27 protein-coding genes are annotated in these 25,044 nt (G+C 41.0%); 5 read left to right on the forward strand and 22 right to left on the reverse strand.

The features are described from left to right. Positions 1-113: 113 nt before the first annotated feature. Positions 114-578, forward strand: a complete 465-nt coding sequence (locus E0H82_RS03040) for an Lrp/AsnC ligand binding domain-containing protein (RefSeq protein WP_116762760.1) — start codon at positions 114-116, stop codon at positions 576-578. A 110-nt stretch (positions 579-688) separates the two neighbouring features. After that, a complete protein-coding gene (locus E0H82_RS03045) occupies positions 689-1,432 on the forward strand; it encodes a sporulation protein (RefSeq protein ID WP_131262934.1) in 744 nt (247 codons plus the stop codon). 60 nt (positions 1,433-1,492) lie between these two features. On the opposite strand, the gene E0H82_RS03050 is transcribed toward E0H82_RS03045, so the two are convergent. Next, entirely contained in the window at positions 1,493-2,137 is a 645-nt protein-coding gene (locus E0H82_RS03050; RefSeq protein WP_131262935.1) for an HAD-IA family hydrolase, read from the reverse strand. An 82-nt stretch (positions 2,138-2,219) separates the two neighbouring features. Here E0H82_RS03050 and E0H82_RS03055 point away from each other — a divergent pair, with 82 nt between their 5' ends. Then, a complete protein-coding gene (locus E0H82_RS03055) occupies positions 2,220-2,987 on the forward strand; it encodes a hydroxymethylpyrimidine/phosphomethylpyrimidine kinase (protein ID WP_131262936.1) in 768 nt (255 codons plus the stop codon). A gap of 54 nt (positions 2,988-3,041) precedes the next feature. Here E0H82_RS03055 and E0H82_RS03060 read toward each other — a convergent pair whose 3' ends face one another. The 8 genes from E0H82_RS03060 to rpe form a co-directional block, all read right to left on the reverse strand. Next, positions 3,042-3,695, reverse strand: coding sequence for a nuclease-related domain-containing protein (locus tag E0H82_RS03060; RefSeq protein ID WP_131262937.1), 654 nt, complete (start codon positions 3,693-3,695; stop codon positions 3,042-3,044). Between the two features lie 35 nt (positions 3,696-3,730). Beyond that, positions 3,731-4,213 (reverse strand): methylated-DNA--[protein]-cysteine S-methyltransferase, encoded by a 483-nt coding sequence (locus E0H82_RS03065; protein ID WP_131262938.1) that lies wholly within the window; start codon positions 4,211-4,213, stop codon positions 3,731-3,733. Positions 4,214-4,252: 39 nt separating this feature from the next. After that, entirely contained in the window at positions 4,253-4,570 is a 318-nt protein-coding gene (locus E0H82_RS03070; protein WP_131262939.1) for a DMT family transporter, read from the reverse strand. Positions 4,571-4,821: 251 nt separating this feature from the next. Then, a complete protein-coding gene (locus tag E0H82_RS03075) occupies positions 4,822-5,823 on the reverse strand; it encodes a copper resistance protein B (RefSeq protein WP_131262940.1) in 1,002 nt (333 codons plus the stop codon). Beyond that, positions 5,810-6,193, reverse strand: coding sequence for a hypothetical protein (locus E0H82_RS03080; protein WP_131262941.1), 384 nt, complete (start codon positions 6,191-6,193; stop codon positions 5,810-5,812). Before E0H82_RS03080 ends, E0H82_RS03075 begins: the two co-directional genes overlap by 14 nt. Beyond that, positions 6,180-8,006 carry a copper resistance system multicopper oxidase gene (locus tag E0H82_RS03085; protein ID WP_131262942.1) on the reverse strand — a complete coding sequence of 609 codons (1,827 nt, stop codon included), beginning with the start codon at positions 8,004-8,006 and terminating at the stop codon, positions 6,180-6,182. The genes E0H82_RS03080 and E0H82_RS03085 overlap by 14 nt, the downstream gene beginning before the upstream one ends. 49 nt (positions 8,007-8,055) lie before the next feature. Beyond that, complete coding sequence (locus E0H82_RS03090) at positions 8,056-8,439, reverse strand: hypothetical protein (RefSeq protein WP_131262943.1); 384 nt, start codon at positions 8,437-8,439, stop codon at positions 8,056-8,058. Positions 8,440-8,892: 453 nt separating this feature from the next. Then, positions 8,893-9,579, reverse strand: a complete 687-nt coding sequence (rpe, locus tag E0H82_RS03095) for a ribulose-phosphate 3-epimerase (RefSeq protein ID WP_131262944.1) — start codon at positions 9,577-9,579, stop codon at positions 8,893-8,895. A 157-nt stretch (positions 9,580-9,736) separates the two neighbouring features. Between rpe and E0H82_RS03100 the strand changes: the two genes are divergently transcribed. Further along, on the forward strand, positions 9,737-10,012 hold the full coding sequence (locus E0H82_RS03100; protein WP_131262945.1) for a DUF2218 domain-containing protein: 276 nt from the start codon (positions 9,737-9,739) through the stop codon (positions 10,010-10,012). A gap of 24 nt (positions 10,013-10,036) precedes the next feature. On the opposite strand, the gene fghA is transcribed toward E0H82_RS03100, so the two are convergent. The 7 genes from fghA to E0H82_RS03135 all read right to left on the reverse strand — a co-directional run bounded on the left by fghA (position 10,037) and on the right by E0H82_RS03135 (position 16,019). Further along, complete coding sequence (gene fghA / locus E0H82_RS03105; RefSeq protein WP_131262946.1) at positions 10,037-10,873, reverse strand: S-formylglutathione hydrolase; 837 nt, start codon at positions 10,871-10,873, stop codon at positions 10,037-10,039. 13 nt (positions 10,874-10,886) lie between these two features. After that, positions 10,887-12,296: a C13 family peptidase gene (locus tag E0H82_RS03110; RefSeq protein WP_131262947.1), complete on the reverse strand. Its 1,410-nt coding sequence runs from the start codon at positions 12,294-12,296 to the stop codon at positions 10,887-10,889. Between the two features lie 117 nt (positions 12,297-12,413). Further along, positions 12,414-13,226: a class I SAM-dependent methyltransferase gene (locus E0H82_RS03115; protein WP_165492911.1), complete on the reverse strand. Its 813-nt coding sequence runs from the start codon at positions 13,224-13,226 to the stop codon at positions 12,414-12,416. Next, positions 13,226-14,047: an undecaprenyl-diphosphate phosphatase gene (locus E0H82_RS03120; RefSeq protein ID WP_131262948.1), complete on the reverse strand. Its 822-nt coding sequence runs from the start codon at positions 14,045-14,047 to the stop codon at positions 13,226-13,228. The genes E0H82_RS03115 and E0H82_RS03120 overlap by 1 nt, the downstream gene beginning before the upstream one ends. A gap of 8 nt (positions 14,048-14,055) precedes the next feature. Further along, positions 14,056-14,724: a tRNA (adenosine(37)-N6)-threonylcarbamoyltransferase complex dimerization subunit type 1 TsaB gene (gene tsaB / locus E0H82_RS03125; RefSeq protein ID WP_131262949.1), complete on the reverse strand. Its 669-nt coding sequence runs from the start codon at positions 14,722-14,724 to the stop codon at positions 14,056-14,058. Positions 14,725-14,856: 132 nt separating this feature from the next. After that, positions 14,857-15,387: a gamma carbonic anhydrase family protein gene (locus E0H82_RS03130; RefSeq protein ID WP_131262950.1), complete on the reverse strand. Its 531-nt coding sequence runs from the start codon at positions 15,385-15,387 to the stop codon at positions 14,857-14,859. A gap of 2 nt (positions 15,388-15,389) precedes the next feature. Beyond that, on the reverse strand, positions 15,390-16,019 hold the full coding sequence (locus tag E0H82_RS03135; protein WP_131262951.1) for a CoA pyrophosphatase: 630 nt from the start codon (positions 16,017-16,019) through the stop codon (positions 15,390-15,392). A gap of 122 nt (positions 16,020-16,141) precedes the next feature. Between E0H82_RS03135 and E0H82_RS03140 the strand changes: the two genes are divergently transcribed. After that, positions 16,142-16,690, forward strand: coding sequence for an NUDIX hydrolase (locus E0H82_RS03140; RefSeq protein WP_131262976.1), 549 nt, complete (start codon positions 16,142-16,144; stop codon positions 16,688-16,690). A gap of 73 nt (positions 16,691-16,763) precedes the next feature. Here E0H82_RS03140 and E0H82_RS03145 read toward each other — a convergent pair whose 3' ends face one another. The 6 genes from E0H82_RS03145 to E0H82_RS03170 all read right to left on the reverse strand — a co-directional run bounded on the left by E0H82_RS03145 (position 16,764) and on the right by E0H82_RS03170 (position 24,940). Beyond that, positions 16,764-18,692, reverse strand: a complete 1,929-nt coding sequence (locus E0H82_RS03145) for a hypothetical protein (RefSeq protein WP_131262952.1) — start codon at positions 18,690-18,692, stop codon at positions 16,764-16,766. Between the two features lie 22 nt (positions 18,693-18,714). Further along, positions 18,715-20,112 carry a putative pilus assembly protein FilE gene (filE, locus tag E0H82_RS03150; RefSeq protein ID WP_131262953.1) on the reverse strand — a complete coding sequence of 466 codons (1,398 nt, stop codon included), beginning with the start codon at positions 20,110-20,112 and terminating at the stop codon, positions 18,715-18,717. Then, positions 20,106-21,770: an OmpP1/FadL family transporter gene (locus E0H82_RS03155; protein WP_131262954.1), complete on the reverse strand. Its 1,665-nt coding sequence runs from the start codon at positions 21,768-21,770 to the stop codon at positions 20,106-20,108. The genes filE and E0H82_RS03155 overlap by 7 nt, the downstream gene beginning before the upstream one ends. Positions 21,771-21,782: 12 nt before the next feature. Continuing rightward, on the reverse strand, positions 21,783-22,880 hold the full coding sequence (locus tag E0H82_RS03160; RefSeq protein ID WP_131262955.1) for a hypothetical protein: 1,098 nt from the start codon (positions 22,878-22,880) through the stop codon (positions 21,783-21,785). A gap of 41 nt (positions 22,881-22,921) precedes the next feature. Further along, the gene (locus tag E0H82_RS03165) at positions 22,922-23,755 is read right to left on the reverse strand and encodes a C39 family peptidase (protein ID WP_131262977.1); all 834 of its coding nucleotides are present in this window, start codon (positions 23,753-23,755) and stop codon (positions 22,922-22,924) included. Positions 23,756-23,956: 201 nt separating this feature from the next. After that, on the reverse strand, positions 23,957-24,940 hold the full coding sequence (locus tag E0H82_RS03170) for a DUF6160 family protein (RefSeq protein ID WP_131262956.1): 984 nt from the start codon (positions 24,938-24,940) through the stop codon (positions 23,957-23,959). Positions 24,941-25,044: the final 104 nt, after the last annotated feature.

Raw genomic sequence — 25,044 nt, forward strand, 5'->3', positions numbered from 1 at the left:
TATTTAACTAGTATATTTCTACATCAATAGTGAATTTGACTGATTTAACAGGTATAGTTGAGATATATTCATGCCAATTTCACTAAATAAAGGCTAAAAATAGGGAAAAACTTATGCGTAAATTAGACCGTGTAGATCGCCTGATTTTGGATATTCTGCAAATAGAAGGACGGATTGCGATTAGTGAACTGGCGTCTCGGGTTAATTTATCTACAACGCCTTGTTCAGAACGAGTCAAGCGACTCGAACGTGATGGCATTATTACGGGCTATCACGCGCGGCTTAATCCTGCACTGGTCGACCGAAATTTACTGGTGTTTTTAGAGATTAAACTCTCTGCCAAATCAGGTGATGTGTTTGACCAAGTGGCACGTGATTTGGTCGAAATTCCCGAAGTTTTGGAATGCCATCTAATTTCGGGTGAGTTCGATTATTTGGTCAAAGCTCGCTTAAAAGAGATGAGTGCTTACCGCCGCTTATTGGGTGATTTATTGAAAAAACTCCCCTCATCTGCTTCATCGCATAGCTATATTGTGATGGAAGAAATTAAGGAAACTTTGTATTTAGATATGCGCTAAGTCTTGACTGAATTATGCTAATCTCGAGCAGCTTTATTTTAGAAATCACTTATTTTTCATTTTCTAATTTTTCTTAATTTTCATATCTTTCTTTTGGGAATTTTTGCATCATGTTGAATAAACTCATGTCGAGCTTAGGTCTACAAAGCATTCAGGTTGATACTCGCATACATAACAACCAACTCGAAGCAGGGCAAGTCCTGAATGGAGAAGTGATTTTTACTGGCGCTTCCTCCAATAAAAGCATTAATGGCATCTATTTAAAATTAATGACCACCGCCGAAGTCGAATCAAATGACTCAGAATACAATACCAATTTAACGATTGCGGAATGGCATATTAGTGGTGCATTTGAATTACAAGCCAACCAAACCCACACCTTCCCGTTTTCAATTCAATTGCCTTTTGAAACGCCGTTGACCGATCTGGCTTGTCGCAGCAATAAAACCAGAGTTTGGCTACATACTCATTTAGATGTCGATTGGGGGCTGGATGCCACCGATAAAGACTATCTACAGATTACCCCGACGCCTACCATGCACAGCTTTATTCAAGCCATGCAACAATGTGGTTTTCACTTGGTGACGGCCGATGTTGAAAAAGGTCAACTTCGTGGCAATGGGTTTTTCTCGACCCTTGGCTGTTATCAAGAGTTAGAGTTTAAACCTACGCAGTTCTTTAGTGGCATCAATGAAATTGAAGTGTCCTTTGTGGCAGAACAGCATCAAACTCACGTGTTATTAGAAGTAGATCGTAAATTTAGAGGGGATGGCTTTAAAAGTTTTAGCATTCCACATCAACATGCCAATCCCGCAGTTTTAGCCAATGAAATTCGTAGAATATTAAGCATATAAAACCAAGCACCTCACTTTTCAACAAGGGAAAGTGAGGTGCTTAAATGGATAAATGATTGATTAAATCAGGTTCAACAAATCGGCAAAACGTTGAATTCGAGCCTTGGGTTGAGCTGCATCAAGTTCAGCCATAGAGCCATAACCATATTCCACGGCAATGGTTTCAATACCATTGCTACGTGCGCCGAAAATATCATGTTCTCGGTCACCCACCATTAAACATTCTTCAGGCTGAAGCTGCTCTTGTTCTAGAATATAAGCAATTAACTCCCCTTTATTGGTTCGTTCACCATTCAGTTCACTGCCATAAGGGTATTCAAAATACTGTAATAAATCAAAATGATCTAAAATCTGACGTGCGTAAACTTCGGGTTTTGCAGTTGCCAAAAACAAGCGATAACCTTTATTTTTTAATACCGCTAAAGTGTATGCAACATCTTCAAACACATGATTTTCAAATAAACCTGTGACTGAAAACCGCTCACGATAACCCAATAAGGCTTGATCCGCCAAAACATCATGAGGCTCAACATTTAAAATTTTAGCCAAGGATGCTTTCAGTGGTGGACCAATAATCCAGTCAATATTCTTCGATTCAGGAATGGGGTGCCCCACTTTTGCCAAACCATAACGTGCAGAAGTGGTAATCCCTACTTTGGGATCTGTCAGTGTTCCATCTAAATCAATCAAGATATTCTTAATCATTGTCCAACCCAATAAATTACGCTCGAGACTTCGCTCAAAGTTGCCTATACTATCGCAAATCTTATGAATGAAGGAAATGTACATGCGCCCGACTGTACTGTGCTTTTCGGGTTTAGACCCTTCTGGCGGTGCTGGCTTACAAGCGGATATTGAAGCGATTGGTCAAAGTGGTGCGCATGCCGCAATTGCATGTACCGCACTGACCATTCAAAACTCACAACAAGTCTTTGGCTTTGAAGCAACCTCCAAAGAATTACTTTTGGCCCAAGCACATGCCGTAGTCGGTGATCTACCGATTCAGTGTGTGAAATCTGGGATGCTCGGTACCACCGACAATATTGCAACGCTGGCTGAATTTTTACGTGAACATCCAGAATATCGTTATGTACTTGACCCAGTGTTGGTTGCGAATAGCGGTGGTTCTTTAGGGGATCAAGCGACACTGGTCAAAGCCTTTGTCGAACTCATTCCATTGGCCACTATTCTTACCCCAAATACCGTAGAACTCCGTGCTTTAACGGGCGAACAAGACTTGGAAGCAGCCACGCAGAAACTGTTTGCGATGGGTGCAAAAGCAGTTTTGGTGAAAGGTGGGCATGAAGAGACTGCCGACTATATTCGCAATGCCTTATATATCGATGGTGAGTTTGTGGCTGAAAGTCATTGCCCACGTTTGGCAGGCGAATATCATGGTTCAGGCTGTTCACTCGCGAGCTTTATTGCTGGTCGTCTCGCGATGGGCGATGAGTTAAAAATTGCGGTGCAACATGCAGAAACATGGTTATTTGGCGTGTTAAAACAGGCGGAAACACCTGTACCGAATGGACAGAAAATCCCGAAGCGTTTTTAAGTTTTCGCTTTCATTTATAAACCCACAGCTCAAACAAGCGCTGTGGGTTTATTTTTATTCACTGTGTTTGATCTTTAAGTTTTCAATATGTTGACGATTGGTTTTCCACGACTTTTCGAGTACTTCTTTTTCAATCCGTAATTGAATACGTTTCAACTTCATCGGTGGAATCGTAACTTCTTGAAAATTTTTCACATAATCCGTCCAACCCGCTCCACGAAAAACATGCTGTGGCATCTGGGTTTTAAATTCACAATCAGGCATAAATACCACTAGTGAATGAATGAACTGAGGCTCAACAATATCCGATAACACCGCCTCTAACACCTTTTGGTGTTTATAGTTTTGATGTAATGGATTTTGAAACTTAAAACTCTTTTTATAAATTTTCTGTGTCCACATTTTTTGATGCTGACCTCCAAAAATCCAACCTTTATAGTTTTTGGTTTCAATCACAAAAATACCAAAAGGACTCAGCAAAATATGATCAATTTGTGTGGTCTGATTTTGCTCATCTGGCAGAGTACAATCATTAAGTAAGGTATAACTATCTTGATCTAAATAAAGTTTGGCATGAGCTGCAACGGCAAACTCCCCCATTTTTCCTTTTAAATAAGGTTTAAATGCTTTGAGGATGCCTATAACGATAAATAGCAATAATATCCATCCAAAGGTGGACAGTAGCGGCGCAAAAATCTGTGCAATCATTTTACTTAAAATTATAAAGAATTTAGTTTCTCAGTTTATTTCAGTTGTTCAATTTTTAAAAGAATCTCTTTATTGCTTAAACCACCTGCAAAACCCACCAATTTACCGCTTGAACCAATCACCCGATGACACGGCGCAATAATGGAAATTGGATTTTTACCATTGGCTGCTCCCACCGCACGTACCGCTTTGGGATTACCCAATTGTTCTGCAATGTCTTTATAACTGCGGGTTTCGCCAAAGGGAATATTTAACAAAGCTTGCCAAACCTGCTTTTGAAATTCAGTTCCTTCAAAATCTAGAGGCAGATCAAACTGCTGACGTGTACCTGCAAAATATTGCATGAGCTGCTGTTGTGTTTGCAGCAAGATTGGATGATCCTGCTGTTCGACCAATTCCGCCAACCGCACTCGTTTGGGATTTTCATTTTCCCAAAGTACCGCAACAAGCGCGGTATCATGTGCAACTAATTTTAACTGCCCAACAGGAGAAGCCATATACATAAATGCCAGTTTCATCGCCTGCTCCTGCGGTATTCAGAAATAAAATAAGACTGATTATGAAGATGAAAGCTTCATCAATACAAGCCCTGCAATAATTAAGATGGCGGCAAGCATCCGCATAGCCGTCGCAGGCTCACCTAAAATAAAAATACCCACCAGAAAAGAACCGATTGCACCAATTCCTGTCCAAATGGTATATGCCGTTCCTAAGGGTAAAGTACGCATTGCATACGCCAATAATGCAAAGCTTAAAATCATAAAAATGAGGGTGATAATACTCGGACCAATTCGGCTAAAGCCTTCTGACAGCTTCATCGAATATGCCCAGACAATTTCAAAAATACCGGCAAAAATAAGTACAATCCAAGCCATGACAACCTCCAAATTTGAATAAAGATCAGGTCGTCCTGACGAATTTTCTTGGTGCACCCTTTATAATTTAAGCACCAAGGGAGGTCGTCCCCCTTATATTGGTTTAAAATTATACTAAACATGGCACCTTTATAGGGCAAAACCATGCTGCAATAACATTAAATACACCGATAAAAAATAAGGCTTTAAAACATTCGTTTTAAAGCCTTATCGGTTTATTGAACTAAATAAAACGTGCGTAAACTCAGAGCTTAGAACTTAAAGCGAATGCCTGCACCATAGAGCCAGCCTTTCTCAGAGTCACTCTCAGTCTGCCAAGGTGTTGCGTCGTTGCCTTTTGAATATTCATATGCAATATCGATATATGGCATGACCTTTTTACTAATTTCATAACGGGTTTCCAAACCCGCCGTCATATTACTCAACCCTGTTTTTTTGGCATATTTAGAATCATCACTAAACACAAGATCTAAATCCAAATAAGGTTTCAAAATCAGCTTTTGCGAAAGCAATAAATCTCGCTCAGTTTCCAGACTAAAGCCTGAGTACTGATCTGCACCTGCATATAGATAGGCATCTGTTTCAAAGAAATACGGCGCCAGACCATGTAAACCAATTACGGCATCCAATTTTTCTTCCGTATCTTTACGATGCTGATCTAACTCGACTTTTTCTACACGGTAACGTGTACCGATTTGTGCATCCCAAAAGTCTGAGATCATTCGACTATAAAGTGTCTTTACTTCATATTCAGCCATCTGCGACTCATGCTTATCCAAATGCGCTTTAATAAAGAGTTTATTTTCATCCGTACCAATACGGGTTTCAAATTCAGATTTTAAAGTGCCTTTCCCCTCTTCATTCAACAACCACTTATTATCCAAAATCGTGATCGCATAAATCTGAGCACCATGTTCTGCACGATGATCGTGTGTTTGATGATTGGTTCCTGATAGCAAGGACTCAGCTTGAACATGTTGATGCTGTGAGTGATTCGTATGTGATAGTTCATCTTGATCTTGAAGTGAATCTTGGTCTTTCAAGGCACTCGCTTGCGGGCTGATGGGGGCTGCCATCTGCTGCATACTGGAATGATCCATACTCGGCATATCATGCTGCATTTGAGAATGATCAGTTTCAGTCTGCTGCTGATACATAGTATGGTCTTGTTGCTCTTGTGCCAAAGCCAATTGACTCAGCAACAACAACGAACCTGCCAGAACAGTTCGTGGAAATACATTAATGATGCTCATGTTGATCTCCCTGTCCCTGCTGTTCAGTATTTACTTTTTCAGTTTTAGCATCGCGGGATCCTTTTTTTGAAGGTTCCGCTTCCGAACGGATGGGCGTTTCCATCTGCTGCATATTGGAATGATCCATATCCGGCATATCATGCTGCATATTGGAATGATCCATACTCGGCATATCATGCTGCATTTGGGAATGATTCATATTCTGCATATCATGCTGCATTTTAGAATGATCCATCTCAGCGTGATGACCCTCTGATTCAGTCATTGACTGATGTGCTGCATGTACCTGTTGTTCTTGTGCTAAAGCCACTTGGCTCAATAATACTGAACTAAGGAGAACAATTTTTGGTAATAAATTAGTGATGTGCATGTTGATCTCCTGATTGTTCTGTACTTGAGTTTTGAACTTTAGAATGGCTCGCTTCTGATAGAGGTATGGTTGATACTTTCCCATCTGTCACATTGGCAACAATTAGTTTATTCATCATGCCTGCGCTCATGTGGTACAGCAAATGACAATGAATCGCCCATTCACCGAGTTCATCCGCAGTTAACAACGCCGTCACAGTTTTTGCAGGTGGAACCACAATGGTGTGTTTATTCGGCATATCAACCGCTGCTTGCCCATTTTCCAATTGCATAAACATGCCATGCAAATGCATCGGGTGCGCCATCATACTGTCATTGATAAATTTGATGCGAATACGTTCGCCATACTTCACTTTCAGTGGCTCAGCATCACTAAATTTTTTCCCATTGATGGTCCACATATAACGTTCCATGGTGCCACCTAAACGAATCACCAGTTCACTGCTTGCTTCACGGGTATCTGGCTGTGGAGTTAATGATTTTAAATCACTATATTGCAATGCCTTATTACCTGCGGGCGTAGAGGCATTTGCCCATCCCTCAACCACAGCATTATTTTGAGTCGATGTCATCTGTTGATGCTGTGAATGATCCATACCTTGCATCTCTGCATGGTTCATCATTGAATGATCCATGCCCTGCATCTCTGTATGATTCATCTTCGAATGATCCATGCCTTGCATCTCTGTATGATTCATCTTCGAGTGATCCATACTAGAAGATTGATCACCACTTCCATGTCCCATGTCTGCCATATTCAACAAGGCACGAGGTCGAGCTTGTGGCATCTGTATGGTTGGCTTCACAGGAGCAAGTTCATTCTGCAAGGTCCCAATGGCAAAACCTGAGCGATCTATGGATTCAGCCTCAATTTGATAATCTGCTTGTTTTGGCTCAACAATTACATCGTAAGTTTCAGCCGTTCCAATCCGAAATTCATCGACACTCACAGGCTGAACAGGTTGACCATCCGCACTGACCACGGTCATTTTCAAGTTCGGAATTCGCACGTCAAAAAAAGACATGGCAGAGGCATTAATAAAGCGTAAACGGACTTTTTCATTTGTCTTAAACATGCCAGTCCAATTTTGTTCAGGCGTTTTACCATTGACCAAAAAGGTATAGCCCGTTACATCGGACAGATCCGTTTTGAGCATCCGCATCTGATTCCACATTTTACGATCAGACCATGTGGCTTTGAGTCCATCACGTTGAATTTGCTGCCATACATTCCCCAAAGTTTCGCGTTGATTTTGATAATATTCGGCAGAAATTTTTAAATTTTTCTGGATTTGATCACTTTCTTGTTCATGAAAGTCCGACAGCATAACCACATAATCACGCTCAGTTTTTTCATGCCTTGCTAAAGGTTGCTTATTTTTTGGATAAATGACCAGAGCGCCATACAAACCGTCTTGTTCCTGTCCTTTGGAATGAGCGTGATACCAATAAGTTCCATTCTGGCGGACTTTAAAACGGTAGACAAAATCTTGATTGGGTTTAATACCTTTAAACCCATTAAAACCAGGTACACCATCCATCAAACCAGGCAACAACAACCCATGCCAATGCAAGGATGAATCCTGATTTTTTAAATTATTATGTACATGAATGACTGCATCATCACCTTCTTCAAATTCAAGTAATGGCGCTATAAACTTGCCGTTCACGGTAATACGTTTCAGCGGTTTACCTGTAATATTGACCAAGCCTTCATCAATGGTCAGGTGATATTCCTTAACCGCTGCCAAAGTCCAAGAAGATGAAAATATACATAGCCCAATCAAAAGGCTTTGACGAAATAAAATAGACATGACTTAACCTTTATTCGAAATTAATAAAAATTTTGTTTCTGAAATAAAGTTAAGCTTTGGGAGGACGTAAAATTTCTTGCCAATAACCAAGTAAATGCTGAGCCATATAGCGGCTATGTAAATTGGTTAACGCATCTGGAGAAAGCTGGGGGAATGTTTCTGCAACAGCGGTATCAAGCCAAACGGTTAAAGTTTGGCAATGTAATTGAGCACAATCTGCACATTGTTTGACTGCACTACTCTGCAAACTACTTTCGCAATGATTCTTTTGAGCATCCATATGTACATTATGCTGCTGATGCTGGACAGCCGAATGACAATCAGGATGTGTCTTATACGCATGTTCAGAAACAACAACTGCTGTGACTGGTTGCACATCCGCCATTTGCTGTTGCAGCATTTTGGCATGCATCGGCATTGTGGATGCAAACACAAGACTACTCCACCCCATGACAAAAGCCATGAAGCAAACAAACCAAGACTGTCTGCGGAGAGTCGTTGACACTTTTAAAATCCTAAATGAGGAAGGTCATTACAGCAAAATGCATTTATACAGCATACCCAACAAATGCGTGAGACACAATTTTTTCTCATTTTTTGCTCTGGGTTAATCGAGTATTTATTTTTAAAATTCGCTGATATTTATTATTTTTTAATCTGCATACTTTTTAAGCTTAGCTGAATAAAGCAGCTATTTTTTCAAAGCTTAATAACAATAAAAAAGAGCACAAATGTGCTCTTTTTATACATATAAAGTCTAATCTATAAACACTTGATGCAAAATTGTTTATTGTTTAAACGAGTTATCCATATGGTTATCTACATAGATATCTACAAGCTTACCCACAAAGTTATCCACAATCTACACAACTTTTATTGATAAGACTTAAACTGTAACTGAACCGACTTTGGAAAGTTCATCACGCATATCATCAATCACAGCTTTATAATCGGGTTTACCAAAAATGGCTGAACCCGCGACAAACATATCCGCACCTGCTTCTGCAATTGCACGAATGTTTGCTGGACCAACACCACCATCGACTTCTAAACGGATATCACGACCTGAGGCATCAATAATCTTGCGCGCTTGACGTAATTTTTCCAAAGTCATTGGAATAAATTTTTGTCCACCAAAACCTGGGTTTACGCTCATCAATAAGATTTGATCAACTTTATCCAAAACATAATCCAAATAATGTAATGGTGTTGCAGGGTTAAAGACTAAACCTGCTTTAGCGCCGCCTGCTTTAATCAACTGTAAAGAACGATCAATATGGTCTGTGGCTTCTGGGTGGAACGTAATAATATCTGCCCCCGCCTCCAAGAAATCACCAATCATACGGTCTACAGGAGAAACCATTAAATGCACATCAATCGGCGCTTTAATGCCATAGTTTTTTAATGCCTTACATATTCCTGCACCGAAGGTTAAATTCGGTACATAGTGATTATCCATCACATCAAAATGCACCACGTCAGCGCCTGCTTCTAATACTTTTTCAACATCTTCACCTAGACGTGCAAAATCAGCAGATAAAATAGAAGGTGCAATTAAATAAGGCTTGGACATGGATTAACCTGGCTGTTCATTAATTTAATGGCATTATTATAGCAAACTGCGACCGAGGTCTGTGACATTTCATTTTTGCAACATTGCGTTGCAGTGATACGCTATGCAAGCCTGCTATATTTGTTATGGTAAAGCTCCAACCTCATGATGAAAAAAAATGAAAAGCTCAAGCCAAATTGCCACATTAGAATCTGCCCGTATTGCCAAGCGTTTATATAATCACTGGAAACATAAATTTGAAGTGAAAGAAACTGAACAGCAATTTGAGATTATTATGCCTGAAGCACAGGTTAAGCTTGTACCACAAGCAGAATACTTAGCGGTTGAAATTACGGCATCCACAGAAAAAATGGATCACTTAGAAAAAGTGGTACTCGATCATTTAAGTCGTATGGCGCAGCAAGAATTCGAAGCAGAATGGCAGCGGAGTTAAACTCCGCACGTTTGAAAAAGTCACTTAAGATTCAAGTTGTACGGCATGGAATTGTAGATGATCATCCATAAAACTTTGAATAAAATAATAACCATGATCATAGCCAGCATGTTCACGCAGGGTCAAAGTTTGCCCAACTTTTGTACATGCTTGTTGGAATAATGCAGGATTTAACTGGCTATAAAACTGATCATCCAAACCTTGATCAATCAATATTTCATTAAATAAAGCACCTTTTTCGCCCACCAATACTGTCGCATCGTGCTGCTTCCAAACCAATTGATCCTTACCTAAATAGTTTGAAAATGCTTTTTCTCCCCAAGGACATTGACTTGGTGCACAGATAGGTGCAAAGGCAGAAACCGATTTAAATTTTTCAGGATATTTAAACGCTAGCGTTAAAGCACCATGGCCGCCCATCGAGTGACCAAAAATACCAATACGGTTTTGCTGAACTGGGAATTGTTGCAACACTAGATCATAAAGCTCATGAACAATGAAGCTTTCCATTTGATAATGTTCCGCCCACGGTGCTTGTGTCGCATTGATATAGAAACCCGCACCCTGACCGATATCCCAATGATCACCTTGCGCCACTTGCTCACCACGTGGCGAAGTATCGGGCATAATTAAAATTAGACCCAATTGTGCTGCCATGCGTTGTGCATGCGCTTTAATGGCAAAAGTTTCTTCGGTACAGGTTAATCCCGCAAGATAAAATAAAGCAGGACAAGCCTCCCCCTCTAATGCTTGCGGGGGTAAATACACAGAAAAACGACTATCGCCTTTGAGTGTTTGGGAATTAAAACGATAAATGCGTTGCTCACCATCAAAACAGCGATTTTTTTGTAATAATTCCATCTTGAATTCCTTTTTAGGGTGTATGCATAACCGCTTGCGCTTGAACTGGTGGTGTGGTTGTTGTCGGTGGAAACAAACGTTGCTCTAATTGTGGCAGCATCAATTCCATATTTTTACCAATCGACCATTGTGGTTCAGAGGGATCAAAGCCTTGAGCAGTTTCCCATTGCGCCACAGTATCTTTGGCTTGTGCAAAAGCATCTTTCATCGAATGCTGTTCACGCATAGCCTGATCAAAGAACGCACGACCAAAATAAGTATAATCCGCTTCATTCGAGCAACCAAATGAAGCCCGATCAGCTGCGGAAGCCGTAATAATCAAGGTATTATCATTTTGTAATGCCGATACAAAACTGCCTGAATAGCATGCTGAAATCACAATGACGCGCCAACGGATGCCCGAACGGTCTAACGCATCTCTTAACCATTTTGGATCGACTTGTGCCAAATCGAGTGGTGCATTTTCCATTTCAAATTCATTCTGCAAACCATGCGAGGTCATATAAAGGAAAAGCACATCACTCTCACGGTTCATCTGCTGACCAATACGCTTTAATGCCAGTTCCATACTGGTTCGTGAAGCAATTGGAATTTCAGTGCGTGTCGCAGGATTGTTCACCAAAATCATGGAACGACCAAAGGTTCCAAAACGAGTATCAAATTGTTCACGTATGCGTTTCACCTCAGACATAAAGACATCTTGGTAACTGGCACCCGCCACCCCTAAAAAGTACCAATGTGACTGAGCAAACTCTCCATATTCAATGGCTTGTAAATTCTTATTCAGCAGTCGACTTTGGGCATAAAAGGCATCTTCGGCAAAAGTTGGTGGGACATCTTCAACTTTCCAGATCGGTTGACTTTTCACTGACATCTGCCACACCACCAAAGTAAATAGTGTTGCTAACATAATCAGCGCACGTTCCCACCATGGCCATTTTAACTCACGGGCGAACACCCAAACCACCGCCAGACTTTGCCAGACAAACAGCACCATAAAAATGGTCGGCAAATAATCATAAAAAGCATAAGGCAAAATATCAATCATGCCCAAATATTGGATAAAACTTTGTAGCAGTGCGATATGGGTATCTAAAACCAACCACAATAAAGCGGGAACCAACATTAAACGTGGATTATTTACCCGTTGGGATAGGAAAATACCAACAATCAGTGCAATGAAAGGCCATAGCGCATAACTGACCAAACCTTGCGAGTTAAACTCACCGACTTCGCCCGCACTGAGCCAACTAAATAAGGTATTGGCACAACCGCCTAATATCCCCCAGAAAATCAACTGTAAAATTGAAGGATGGACAATTTGTAATGCACGTCGTGAACCTAAAAACAGCCACAGTCCCGCCATTTGGTTGCTTTTAAAATCGTGCCAAAAATTAATGGAGGGCTTAAAATCAATCTTCATAAGGTTTTCAGGTGGCTAGTGCTACTCGCTTGATTGCATAGCTAGTTTATGCTTGATCGGTTTTTTATCAATATTATTTTTAACTATATAACAAATCTTTGCCCAATATTGAAACAATTATCCTAAGGTCTGATGATCAAGCTGAAAGTAAGCATCAAAACGACAAGCATCCCCCTGCCATTGCGTATCAGGTTGTTGATCATTTAAAAATACCGCCAGACGAGGACGCTTGACCACCACACGTTTTGCAATCTGTTGGGCCAGAGGCAGCAGTTGATCCCCCAAATCCATTTCACCGTGCTCTGGTAGCAGTAAATGTAACAATTGCATCTGCTTTTTGACTTGAGCTTGCTTTTTAATAGCTTGTTGATTTTGATCACGTTGCGGGAACATGGGGTCTAAATACACTACATCACTGTGCTGCTGTTGCTCTGCACATTGCTTTAAATAATCTGCTGAATCTGAAAAAACCAAATGAATCCGTGCTGCAATCGGGGCAAGATAAGAATCGGCCAATGCTTGCTGTCGTGTATCTTCCAGTAGCGTAAATAAAATCGGGTGGCGTTCCACTAAAGTAACCGTTGCACCCAGTGCAGCTAACAATAAACTGTCGTGCCCTAAACCCGCAGTCGCATCAATTAAACGTGGTTTTTCCGCCAACTGACAAGCACGGGCAATCATTTCTGATTTTAGCGATGCACGTTTTAAACGTGGAATTTCTGCCTGCCAATCAGGCTGCATTTTCATGCCATTGGCACATAACCAGAGCCCTTGCTCATCGACACACAGGGCCAATTCAGGATTTAAACGTAAAAAACGCGCATTCAATTTTTCAATTAATTCAAGCTGAATCTCAACTCCACGGGATGCAAGCACAGCCGCATAGTGCTGTGCCTGAGCTTGAAACTGAGGTTCCGTAAATAAATGCATTACCAAGTGACCCAACCTGTCCACCAAGTTGCCAAAATAAATAAACCAAAGCCAATACGGTAATATGCAAATGCAGTAAAGTCGTGTTTAGACACATAACGAATCAAGGCACGAATGACGATGAGCGCAGAGATAAATGCCACAATAATCCCAACAGCTAAAACAGCCATATCATTACTGTGCAAATCGGCACGCATTTTATACATATCTAGCAAACCTGCACCCATTAGGACAGGAATACCGAGAAAGAAAGAAAATTCCGCCGCAGCTTTACGCGATACGCCTAAAAATAAAGACCCAATAATGGTTGAACCTGAACGCGATGTGCCTGGAAATAAGGCTAAGCATTGAATCAGACCAATTAAAGTCGCTTGCTTATAGGTTAAATCATCAACTTCTTGCGTTTGAATATTATGAGGACGGCGTTCGGCCCATAAAATAATAAAACCACCGACAATTAAAGCAATCGCAACGGTAATCGCATTAAATAAATAAGCTTTAATAACGTCGCCAAAGGTTAAGCCCACAATCACAATCGGTATAGAGGCAATAATTAAGTTAATGCTTAAACGGCGACCTTGTTCTTGACCTTTTAGACCACCAATTAAAGCGCCCCAAAGTTTACCCCAATACTCATAAATTACGGCTGCAATCGCGCCAATCTGCACGGCAACTGCAAACATATCTCTTTTTTCGATGGTCCAGAAATCTAGAAGTTGACCTGCTAAGATTAAGTGCCCAGTACTTGAAATTGGTAGAAATTCAGTAATCCCTTCTACCAAGCCCATTATGGCCGCTTTAAACAATAATAAAAGATCCATATCTAACCTTAAGTTGCTTTAATTTGTTCTGGAATTTTTTTCCATGCATTATCACGTAAATACACTGGAAGGGCTTGTTCTGCCTTGACCCATTGTGCGTTGAGCGCCGCTACACGTGCAATTTGAGCAATATCTTGTGCCGTTGCGACCACATCTTTAAATTCTAAAGCATCAGGCTGAATTAAAGCTGAACCTGAACCCACCAAGGTAAATTGAGTGATGCTGGCGGCCTGTTGATAGTCTAATAATTGTTCTTCATCAACCGCTTGCATAATGCCTTGATCACCGAGTTGAAAACTCGCGATATAGACTTCATTCATACGTGCATCAAGTACTGTCGTCACAGCAGTCAAACCATGCAACCGATAAGCGGCTTGCGCCAAAGCTTGTAAAGTTGATACCGGAATCACAGGGAGATCATGTGCCCATGCGAGTGCTTGAGTCACGGCTGCGTTAATACGCACACCACTGAATGAACCCGGACCACGACTAAAAGCAATCGCGGTTAAATCTTCTGTCGTTACACCTAATTGAGCATAGCCCTGTTCAACCATAGGTAAAATGGTTTGCGTTTGAGCCTTTGCACGCGTATCTAATTGGAAAAACAGCTCTTGATTTTCATCTACGATAGAAACAGAACACTGTTCATTGGCTGTTTCTAATGCCAGCAATTTCATGCTCAACCTTGCTTCAACTTTATCTTAAAAAACGAGGGCTATCATACTCTACTCAATTCTTGGACGCGAGAATTTCCCCGCCTAGATACAAAAAAACCAAGCATTCGCTTGGTTTAAAAAACAATGCTTTTATTAGAATTCAAAAACTTCCAGTTGGGTAAATTTCTTATAATGTTCAGCATAATGCAATGCGCTTAACTTTAATTTCGCTTCGACATCAGCATCTAGTGTTTTTACAACTTTTCCTGGAGAACCCATCACCAAAGAGTTATCGGGAATCACCTTTCCTTCTGGAATTAAAGCATTCGCGCCAATAATACAGTTTTTCCCAATCACTGCATTGTTTAAAATCACGGCGTTAATGCCAATTAAAGAATTATCGCCCACCGTACAGCCATGTAGCATGGCTTGATGTCCAATAGTGACGTAATTTCCAATGTGCATCGGAATACCCGCATCGGTATGCAAGACCGCATTTTCCTGTACGTTGGTAAAATCCCCCAATTGAATCCGACTGTTATCTGCACGAATCACCGCCCCAAACCAAACACTGACCTGTTGTCCCAATTCAACTTGACCAATTACGGTTGCGTTGTCGGCCACCCATCCATCAAAAGGAACATGCGTAGCTTTGGGTGCATGTCCGGCAAATTTGTACATCATGTTCAATTACGTCCTTTGGTTTTGAGCAATGCCTGCTGGGCATAGAATAATGGCGAATTTAATAAAAAAGGCCATTCTTTTTGATAATTCAATCCATATTGGAATAAGGAAATCAACATGCGGGCTGTCAATCCCCACACAATTTCATCTTCAACTCGCATACTGGGAAAATACAGCGACTGTTGTGCATAACGGACTTCATGTGGCGTTGGCGGTGCTTCCATCAAATTTTGTAAAGAAGCAAAAAATATTCGATCAATTTCTGAAGGCTGAGCTGTCAGTTCAACCTGCGGCGGAATAAGCCCAACAATCGGTTTGACCAACATACCATTACGGGCTTTTTGCATGGGTAAATCACCCAATAACTGTACATCAAACGGGTTTAAAGCTGTTTCTTCTTGGGCTTCTCTCAGCGCAACCACAATATTACTGGTGTCTTGCGGATCTCGTTTGCCTCCGGGAAAAGACACTTCACCGGCATGATTAGACAAGTACACTGAACGGCGGGTTAAGAGCACTTTGGGGTCAGCTTCATCAGTAATCGCAATTAACACGGCAGCTTCAGCTTCTCGCTTACGGGTCGAAAATCTTAAATGCTGTTGTAACACATGTGTTAATGAACGATTATCCATATCACTCACCTCTGTTGTTCTTCATTTCATCATAGCTGAATTTTGATCGGATTGGAGAGAATAGATGTCAAACTTGTTTTTTTCAGTTATGCTGAGTGGCAACTTTATCATTGATGATGAATATGGACTTCTGCGGAAATTGTGGACATAAAACGACTGAAAAAATTCCACTTGGCGATCATCAATTACGTCGCGTTTGTACAGAATGTGGTCATATTCATTATGTAAATCCCAAAGTTATTTGTGGTGCTTTGGCGCTGTGGGACAATAAAGTTTTGCTTTGCCGCCGTGCAATTGAACCGCGTTATGGTTTATGGACATTACCCGCAGGTTACATGGAACTGTTTGAAACCATGGAGCAAGGCGCTGCACGTGAAACTCGTGAAGAAGCACAAGCAGAAGTCGAAATTGAGCAACTATACTGCATGTACAATATTCCACGTATTGGGCAAATTTATGTATTGTTTAAAGCCCAACTGATCAATGGAAGCTTTGGTGCGGGCGAAGAAAGTATTGAGTGCCGCCTTTTTGAAGAACATGAAATTCCGTGGACAGAATTAGCATTCCCAAGTGTAGAACAAACACTTAAGCACTATTTTTCTGATCGGAAAACCAATGCGTTTATTACGCATTTAGAAACCTTAGGTACGCGTTTAGACCATACTGGTTAAATCAGTTTAACGTATTGATAAAAATAAAAGCCGATTCGTTTGAATCGGCTTTTTTTATTCAGAATATCGAGATTTAGCTTTTGGCTTTAACGCTATAGCAAGGGGCCAAACTCATTTCTAAAGTTCCGCCACTTAATTTTGCTAAAGCCGTGTCATCCGTCGTTTCATCGGTATTATTGGCATTATATACCTTTTGAAAACTGGCATAACTGTTCGCCCATTTGACTGCATCGCCAGCAGAATCGGTAAAGGTGATACGTCCTGTACTTCCCGTCGATGCATTTAATAAATTCTGTAAGTGAACTAAAGCACCACCCACCACGATTTTTTCACCTGTGGCAGATATTTGAATAGTTGAGTTCACACCAATCAAAGCACCATTGACTGACTTTAATGCTTCATCGCCTAAAATCATACGAATAGAGATCGCACGATCATCAATAAATGCACGTGATGTTGTGCCTAAGCGATATTGCTGCACACCATTACTGTCTTTTAAATTACTGCCCACTGTTGTGCTACAACTTCCTGTACTCATATCGGTATCGGTCGCAGCAGGCTTCATATTGGTTCGAATATCACCTTTCTCATCAATCACAATACCCAGTTTTAGACTTGGCACACTGCTATCGGTGAATTTGAATGTCAAATCTGCATACAATGGAAAAATGTAATTTTCACCTGCCGAGACATTGTTACTCGATTTAAATACTTGTTTATCTAAATACGTAATTGGATAAACTTTAAAGAGATCTAAGGAACCTTTAAACGTATCTGAGACACCATAACGCTGTTGCCATTGTCCAAGGTCTTTCAAGTCCTCAGTGGTCACCGTGGTTTTTTGTGTCAATAATTTATAGAATTTTTCCTTACCCGCAATCATATAATCGTTATACAGCTTCCCTTGATTGATAATCAGGTCATCTGAATTCGGGTCATCTACACCAATATAATAATTTTGATCAATGCGCTTATTCAGCGGGTTAATCCAATGGTTTTGCGGCAATGCCGTCATACGGGTGGGTTTATAGCTTCGGAGTAATTCGGCATTTACCCCAGCAATTGAGGTTAGTCCTGATTTGGCTAAGCCTCTCCATTGCAAACCGCTACCAAACGTATAGCCTTGACGATCCGTCAACAGCATAAAATGTCCAAACAAATGTTTGGTGGTTGTGTCATTTGCAGCACAAACATCTTTATTACAGCCCGTTAAGCCATCCGACCCCGTTAAGCTACTCACCACACTGCCAGATGTCGAGAATAGAGAAAATTCCGGCTGATACACCGCGGCATTGCTAATATTCAATAATTGACTGACCACTGCAAAAGCTTCTGCATCTGAAATGACTGAGACATCTAACCACGGTTTAATGATGGCGGCGTACTCTCCATTCACCATCTGTTGTGCGGTTACCGAGCTGGTAATTTTATCTAGACTTTCACGGATCGAATCACTCATGTACAGTGCTTGAATATCCGTTTTCGTGTTAATACTTTTTTGTTGTAAAGCCAATGCCTGAATAATTTTAACCAAGTTCATCGCGGTTTTGACTGTAGCATCACTTGGATCGAGCACGGTCGCATCACGGTTAGTCATCCCTTTGGCAATATCTAATACCGTCAAACGCGGAATTTGATCGGTACTGACCAAAGCAATATTACTGATTGGAAAGGAACCTAAAGCAATCCGTTTATCCGCTTTACCCAACAAGAACACATTGACTCTATCACTATAATTACAGGTGCCTGTGGCAACGCCATTCTTTAAATCCATCAAGGTCACAAAGGTATTTTGTGTATCACTACTACAGGAAAAATTTAAACCATCAAAAGGATAATCCAGTGCAAACTGAATACAATTGCTCGCACCCACAGTACAACTGCCATTCACCGTGCTGTTATTATTTTTCTCTGGAATAATATTGGCACTTTCCCCACCACAAGCAGTTAGTCCTGACATTAACGTTGAAAGTGCGATGGTTAATAAATATTTATTTTTCATTCCTATTACTCTATTTTTCTAACTAACGAACCGCGGTCAGTTTGATTTGTCCTTGATTGCTTAATGCTTGCTCTTCAACATCCACTGCTGAAAGTAAAGGGGTCATAAAAATATATCTGGTTTGTGCAGGTAGCTGTAACATGCCGTCTATCACAGCATGGCGATATTTGTTTTCGGCACGGTCCTGATTTTTAAAACCCGTCACGCCTTCAATGACACAACCAGATTCATCCAGAAAAGCCACAAAAGGCCAGTAATAACTCGGTTGATTTTGACTCGAGGCATAAGAACTCAGTTGCACATTTTTAATGCCCGTCTGCACTTCCACCACTTCATAATCAAAATGATTCTTTAACGGTTGGCGAGGCCATAAATTGACGTCTTGCTGAGCTTTGAGTAATTTTGCTTTTTGTATTTTTTTATCGCGATAACAACTTTGACCCAAGCTTTGTACCACTTGATCTTTTGCAATTGGATAATACTGGGTCGATAAAGTAATCACTGAATTTTCAACTGGATGATGCTTCTTAAATAATCGGTCGAGTACACCTTGATTCACCCCTTTTTCGCGTTCAACCACTTGCAAACGAGGTGGGCCTAACTCTTTATCGACCACACCTTCTGGCATGATATAAAAGCGTTTTTTATTTTCTAAATTAAATTCTTTCCCTTCTAAATATTCATTTTTTACATAACGATCACCATTAATTTCCAGAAATCCTTCTTGTGTAGATTGCGTGGATACCGAACTGGTTTCTTGTTTGCTTTTTAATTGTGTGGCTTTTTCAATGGCCACATTGGTTTCAATTTTATGCAGTGCCCGCTCAACCTGTGCAGAAGTTGCCTTCTGAGTTATAGGTGATTGAGCGAGTTCCACGGGTGGCGTTTGAAGTGTAATAATGTGCTGACTGGGCTGCTCATTCACTTGTTTTGGGATTTCGGTAAATTTTGCTGTTACAGCGACTTGTGACTCAACAGACGTGAGTTTTTTTTCATTATTTACTGGTGGAATAGATTTACTTTGATCAACCATTTCTGGCTGTACCACGATAGGTGTTTTTTGCGCTTCAGCAAGTTGAGGTTTAGTTTTTACTTGAGATTCAACTTTTTCAGCGACAACAGTCGGTGGCACAACAACTTGTACTTTTGGCATCGGTTGAACCACCTGTGCAGATGGCGCATCCTTTACTTTTGTTTTTTCTTGTTCTGTCTTTTGCTTTGATGAAAGCTCAACCTTAGATTGAACTTCCACTTTTTGGGTTTCCGCAGGCGCACGAGGAATCACCATTGGACGACCATCTGGCCCAATGATGGTATAAAACTCACCCGCATTTGCAGACAGTGCCATCACCCCACATAAAACCCAAGTCGATGATGACACCCACGTAAACCGCTTAGCTGTATTGTTTTGTCTTACCATTTTGTACGATAACTCAAGCCTAAAATAGTGATATTGGTTTCGGTTTTTACGTTTAAGCCCGCGTATGGGTTGAGTAAAATATTATTCACCCCAGTTTGGTTCGATAAAGTACTGGTATTGGCAGGAATACTGTCTTTACTGCGTAAATAACCAATGGATAAATCTACGTCTGTATCGGCATCGAAGCGATAACCCACACCCAAACCAAATAATTGTGCATTATTAATAGGCACCATGGTATTTCGTTTATCATCGGGAATGGCGCTGGTTCTTGGTTCATATCCAGCTCGGAGCTTCAAACGATCAGTTGCCGAATATTCAATCCCGATGCCATAGTTCCAAGGTGAATCAAATTTCAAAGGCAATGACAAACTGTTGTCGGTAATATCTGGCGAAAGGAGTTTGGCAATTTTTAATGCCGAGATAGAACGGTCAAACTCAAATTTGAACTTGTCCCATGCGCGATAATCTGTCCAACCTACATCTACATTGACTTGTAGGTCTGGCAGAATCATATATTTGATGCCCGCCTGAATATGCTGTGGATATTCAAAATCCATCGACACTAGACCTGATTCCGTCGCAGGAATACTTTGTGGAAAACCTAAAATTGCCGCAAGAATCTGGCCTGTAGGCGAAGACATCAAACCATTGATCAACTCACGTGGCGCTTTCGAGTTATCAATCGTGTATTTCCCCTTCAAACGCATTTTTGAAGCACTTTGATACACCATACCAAAGCTAAATTCGTCGGTTGGTTCCCACATCACCCCAAGGTTAAAACTCGGACTCAATGATTGTTCCATCGCGACTTCCATCCGACCAAAACGGCCAAATGGATTCATTCCTTCTTGAGCATTACAAATCCCGAGTAATAAAATATCGGTAATCACATCCGAGTTATCTTTAAATGGGGTACAAACCACCTCATCAATCATGCGTAACATCCCAATCATTTCATTCGGGAAACGCAAATCTGTTTTTAAGGCAAAGGCTTGATAAGACATGCCCACGGATGCACCAATGGAAAGTTCATCATTGACTTCATAGGCGATAGATGGTGACAAATAAGTAAAGCGTTCCAATGCCACCTGTTGTCCCATAAAGTTACTTGGATTGCCATTTTCTGCACCGAATCCAGCCACTAAGGGTGCATAAAATGCTGTGGCAAAAGTGGTTTTAGAACCAGGTGGTTTATATGCTGCGCCAGCCGTTGGCGCGAGCATTGGCATCCCCTCACCTAAATCGACGACTTTCTTTAAAAAAGGTACATACAGGCTGATATATTCTACATCGCCATTTACTGGGCCTTTGTAATCCGTACAGATGTCTGAAGCCACTTCAGGACCGTCATTACACACCAACGGGTCATCTGAATAACCAAAAACGTTATAGCCTTCAGGTGCTGAATACTGACGTTTGATATTAAAGTCTGCCAGAATCCCCTGTACATCTGTTTGCAAACCTTCAATTTTCGTCAATGCCGCAGGGTTATAATGTACCGCACTTACCCCAGGTGGATCGGCTGTGACCGCATTCCCCATCGCAAGTGATCGAATATCTACTGACAAATTTTGCCCGAGTTGAGCAAAAGCCATACTTGAACAGCCCGATAAAACTATCGCTGAAACTAACGGGCTAAGTCGTACCTTGTACATGCGACTGCCCTCTTAGCTGATTTTTTTACCGAAACCTGCAATATCTAATGGGAAGGACAAACCTAAAGAGACATCGGGTGCATCTTCAGTTAAGCCAATACCTAAAGTGCCATTCACAATGGTGTCTGGTGAAACACGTACGCCCAATGAAATCGCAAAGGTTGAACTGGTTTGATCGGCTGGTGAGTAACTTTCACCCGAGGTATATGTAAATTCTGCACCCGTATTGAAACTTTGCTGGTATGACATGGTCATAGACACATCATAGTTAAATGAGTAGGCGAAACCGAATGAAAAACCTCCACTAATGCCTGGGTCAAACTCTTCAATGACTCGTGGACCACGGCGCTGATCTAAACCCGATTCTTTGAAACCATAGTTCGCTGATACAGAAGCAAAAAGCACCACAGGATCAATATACTTACGTGTACTCGCACCCACACCTGCTGAATAATAGCCTTTACCTGTAGCTAAGTCGGAAGTTGGATTAATTTCATAAGGACTATCCCCTGTTTTGGTCGAGATATTTCCAAATAAAATCAAAGGTAAACGTCCCGTTTTTAAAGGGAACGGTTCCCAACGTGTACCTAAAGAGATATCCCCTAAGCCTGCGGTGGAGGTGTCTTTTAAATTGTCCGTCTTTGCAACTAGTGGTAATGAAGCCGTGAAGGTTAAATTATCGAGTACCCCATACTGTACGGTAAAAGTATTGGTCAAAGTATGGCTGGCATTTTCCTGTACGCGTAATTGATACAGGCTACCTTGTGCCATTTCTAGATCTAATTGGGTATCGCGATAATAGGTATAATCCACATCGTAAAATGCAGAAATATCGCCTTTTTTAATTAAAGAATATTGACGCTCGTTTGAGGTAAAAACTTCTTCAAGATTGGTTTGTTTAGTCGCATCACCTTCTTGTTGCTGCAATGCATTAGAAGCATCATGCGGTGGTGTTGTGGCATTGGTTTCTACACTTGATGCAACTGCTGTTTCTTGAGCTCCAACGGTTGTTCCCTGTGTTTCAGCTGTCGTATCGGCTGCATAAGCAGTCCCCATCAAAATTTGAATACTCAGCACCAATAAAGTTTTATTCATCCATTGATTTTTCATTTCCGTCCACTCTATTCTTTTTTTATTTGCTTTAAACCGCTCTATTTGCTCTTGTAATATAGGCGTAAATGTCGATCGACATATTGGCCGTTCATCTCTGATTCTGGGTTATTATTGACAATTCTTGAGATCGTTGCCCCACGATCCGCCAGTTTTTCCATATAAAACTGAGGATATTGAATATCAACCAGTGCATAACGGTTTACTGTTGCATCCTCAACATGGCGCATATCACTATCCTGTAATGCCAATAAATTTTTACGTTGTTCTGGTGGAACACTAATTAGAAATAAGGTGTTATTTTCCCAAATTTCTTTAAAGCGTTCTTCATCAAAACTAATGTTTCCCAAAGCTGGATCAGCGACGTAAACACGCCTATCCTTATAGGCCTTAAACACCACAAAATGTTTAAACCCTGCATATGAGATTGGAACAATGGCTGGCTGTCCTTGCGCGACTAAATCTGAAAACTCACCTTTATAGCCCCCACTTTCTAAACCGAGTGCAGCAACAAAACGCTTCATATCCAGTAGTGAAAAGCTGCGACGCTCAATAATCCGCTCAGACTCACCGAACTTAAGTAAGCCAGTCATGGTCTGTTGTTCAGTCAACTGTGTGCCCACATAACCATTGAGTAATGTTGTTAATGCAGCAGAACCACAGCTATAGTCATAGGCTTGACGCACAATGCCACGAAATTGATCGATTAATGCAGGTTGAATTTGAACGGTTTCACGGTGCATGCGAGTAAAAGAATCTTGCCGTGAATCTAATGTTTCAGTGTAATAAACTGCCTCAGGAGGTTTTTCTTTTATTTCAAAGGCTTGCGTGGCAAAATAATACATCAATGCCGAGCCCAATGCGATCTCTAACATATTCCCTAACTTTCTGGTATTCGGCATGACGTGCCTGAAATTTATTATTTTTCTAGAGTAAAAACTCTATACTTCCTTGTATTTTGACAACATACCTGTTTTTAAAAAAAAGAAACAGCTTTTTCTTACATTTTTCGATGAACTGAATGGTTTTTTGTAAAAAAAAAGCGCGTGAATTCACGCGCTTTTCCTACCAAATGATTAGTGACCAGAAATCGTAATCACTGCACCAGGTGTATAAACCCCTAATGTTGGGCTGTAATAAGTTTGTAGACCTTGTACTTCCACATCACCAATTGATGCCGCCGCTTGGCTACCTAAATGTACACCTTTCACATAGTTATCGACTGCACCACTAGAGCTGATGATACGTAAATAACCTTTGTTTGCACCTTCTGTACCAATCACACTGATCGATTGATTCAAGGTTAAATCTTTGGCATTTGCATCCGCAACTTTAATGCTGTCTACGAAGATTTGACCTGCTGCACGGTTACCAGTCGTACCATCACCAGTCCCTTGTTTGGTTGAGTTATCCAAAATACCGAGGTTGGTAATTTCTAAACCGCCAATCATGGTCGCATTCAACTTCACCATAGCCCCTTGTGGTGCTGCACCCAATTGAATATTGGCAGACATAGGACCTGTTTTTAAAGATAGACCCGATAAAATTGCATTGTAGTTGGTATCATCTCCACCACGACGAATACTGGTTGAAGCTGCTGTTGGAAGCGCGCCTGAACCTGTTACCCCAATTTCACCAATTTTAATATCTAAACCAGAAACCTGAGCACCAATGTTCAGGAACGCACCACCTGTTCCTGAAGTACCTGCATCCGTGTCAATGGTTAAGTCTGCAAGGTTACGTGAAGCGAGTAAGTATGCACCAGCATTATCATAGTTGGCACCAATCACAATACCTTTGGTTGCCGTCGCACCTGTACCATTGCCCTTAATTACAATGGCACCAGCAGTTGAAGTACCGCCCAATCCAGCTGTTGCAAGGCCGTCATTGTCATGAATGAATAATTTCTCAATCTCGACTTTAGAAATGCCAATACCGATATTTAAACCATCTTGACCCGTTGTCGCGCTTAATGAAGCATCGTCCATTGCTTGCATAGCCATCGCATTCGCGCTAATAGCCATTGAAGAAACTAAAACAAGTTTAGTTAATTTTTTCATGTTCCACTCTCCCAAGAGTATTCTTTTTCTTTAATGTCAACCACTCGATGCATCTGTTGTTTTATTTGTTTTTCGACAACAGTACATAGTTCCTTGAGTGATCC

The sequence above is a fragment of the Acinetobacter sp. ANC 4910 genome, from assembly GCF_004331035.1.
Lineage (GTDB): Bacteria > Pseudomonadota > Gammaproteobacteria > Pseudomonadales > Moraxellaceae > Acinetobacter.

Bases quoted from the DNA above. Each gene is read 5' to 3' on its own strand.
- E0H82_RS03170 (WP_131262956.1), bottom strand. From the start codon at position 24,940: ATGAAAAAATTAACTAAACTTGTTTTAGTTTCTTCAATGGCTATTAGC.
- fghA (WP_131262946.1), bottom strand. From the start codon at position 10,873: ATGGAATTATTACAAAAAAATCGCTGTTTTGATGGTGAGCAACGCATT.
- E0H82_RS03110 (WP_131262947.1), bottom strand. From the start codon at position 12,296: ATGAAGATTGATTTTAAGCCCTCCATTAATTTTTGGCACGATTTTAAA.
- E0H82_RS03140 (WP_131262976.1), top strand. From the start codon at position 16,142: ATGGACTTCTGCGGAAATTGTGGACATAAAACGACTGAAAAAATTCCA.
- E0H82_RS03050 (WP_131262935.1), bottom strand. From the start codon at position 2,137: ATGATTAAGAATATCTTGATTGATTTAGATGGAACACTGACAGATCCC.
- E0H82_RS03120 (WP_131262948.1), bottom strand. From the start codon at position 14,047: ATGGATCTTTTATTATTGTTTAAAGCGGCCATAATGGGCTTGGTAGAA.
- E0H82_RS03160 (WP_131262955.1), bottom strand. From the start codon at position 22,880: ATGAAAAATCAATGGATGAATAAAACTTTATTGGTGCTGAGTATTCAA.
- E0H82_RS03135 (WP_131262951.1), bottom strand. From the start codon at position 16,019: ATGGATAATCGTTCATTAACACATGTGTTACAACAGCATTTAAGATTT.
- E0H82_RS03080 (WP_131262941.1), bottom strand. From the start codon at position 6,193: ATGCACATCACTAATTTATTACCAAAAATTGTTCTCCTTAGTTCAGTA.
- E0H82_RS03045 (WP_131262934.1), top strand. From the start codon at position 689: ATGTTGAATAAACTCATGTCGAGCTTAGGTCTACAAAGCATTCAGGTT.
- E0H82_RS03165 (WP_131262977.1), bottom strand. From the start codon at position 23,755: ATGTTAGAGATCGCATTGGGCTCGGCATTGATGTATTATTTTGCCACG.
- E0H82_RS03100 (WP_131262945.1), top strand. From the start codon at position 9,737: ATGAAAAGCTCAAGCCAAATTGCCACATTAGAATCTGCCCGTATTGCC.
- E0H82_RS03065 (WP_131262938.1), bottom strand. From the start codon at position 4,213: ATGAAACTGGCATTTATGTATATGGCTTCTCCTGTTGGGCAGTTAAAA.
- E0H82_RS03060 (WP_131262937.1), bottom strand. From the start codon at position 3,695: ATGATTGCACAGATTTTTGCGCCGCTACTGTCCACCTTTGGATGGATA.
- E0H82_RS03085 (WP_131262942.1), bottom strand. From the start codon at position 8,006: ATGTCTATTTTATTTCGTCAAAGCCTTTTGATTGGGCTATGTATATTT.
- E0H82_RS03055 (WP_131262936.1), top strand. From the start codon at position 2,220: ATGCGCCCGACTGTACTGTGCTTTTCGGGTTTAGACCCTTCTGGCGGT.
- E0H82_RS03145 (WP_131262952.1), bottom strand. From the start codon at position 18,692: ATGAAAAATAAATATTTATTAACCATCGCACTTTCAACGTTAATGTCA.
- rpe (WP_131262944.1), bottom strand. From the start codon at position 9,579: ATGTCCAAGCCTTATTTAATTGCACCTTCTATTTTATCTGCTGATTTT.
- E0H82_RS03130 (WP_131262950.1), bottom strand. From the start codon at position 15,387: ATGATGTACAAATTTGCCGGACATGCACCCAAAGCTACGCATGTTCCT.
- filE (WP_131262953.1), bottom strand. From the start codon at position 20,112: ATGGTAAGACAAAACAATACAGCTAAGCGGTTTACGTGGGTGTCATCA.
- E0H82_RS03040 (WP_116762760.1), top strand. From the start codon at position 114: ATGCGTAAATTAGACCGTGTAGATCGCCTGATTTTGGATATTCTGCAA.
- E0H82_RS03155 (WP_131262954.1), bottom strand. From the start codon at position 21,770: ATGTACAAGGTACGACTTAGCCCGTTAGTTTCAGCGATAGTTTTATCG.
- E0H82_RS03070 (WP_131262939.1), bottom strand. From the start codon at position 4,570: ATGGCTTGGATTGTACTTATTTTTGCCGGTATTTTTGAAATTGTCTGG.
- tsaB (WP_131262949.1), bottom strand. From the start codon at position 14,724: ATGAAATTGCTGGCATTAGAAACAGCCAATGAACAGTGTTCTGTTTCT.
- E0H82_RS03075 (WP_131262940.1), bottom strand. From the start codon at position 5,823: ATGAGCATCATTAATGTATTTCCACGAACTGTTCTGGCAGGTTCGTTG.
- E0H82_RS03115 (WP_165492911.1), bottom strand. From the start codon at position 13,226: ATGCATTTATTTACGGAACCTCAGTTTCAAGCTCAGGCACAGCACTAT.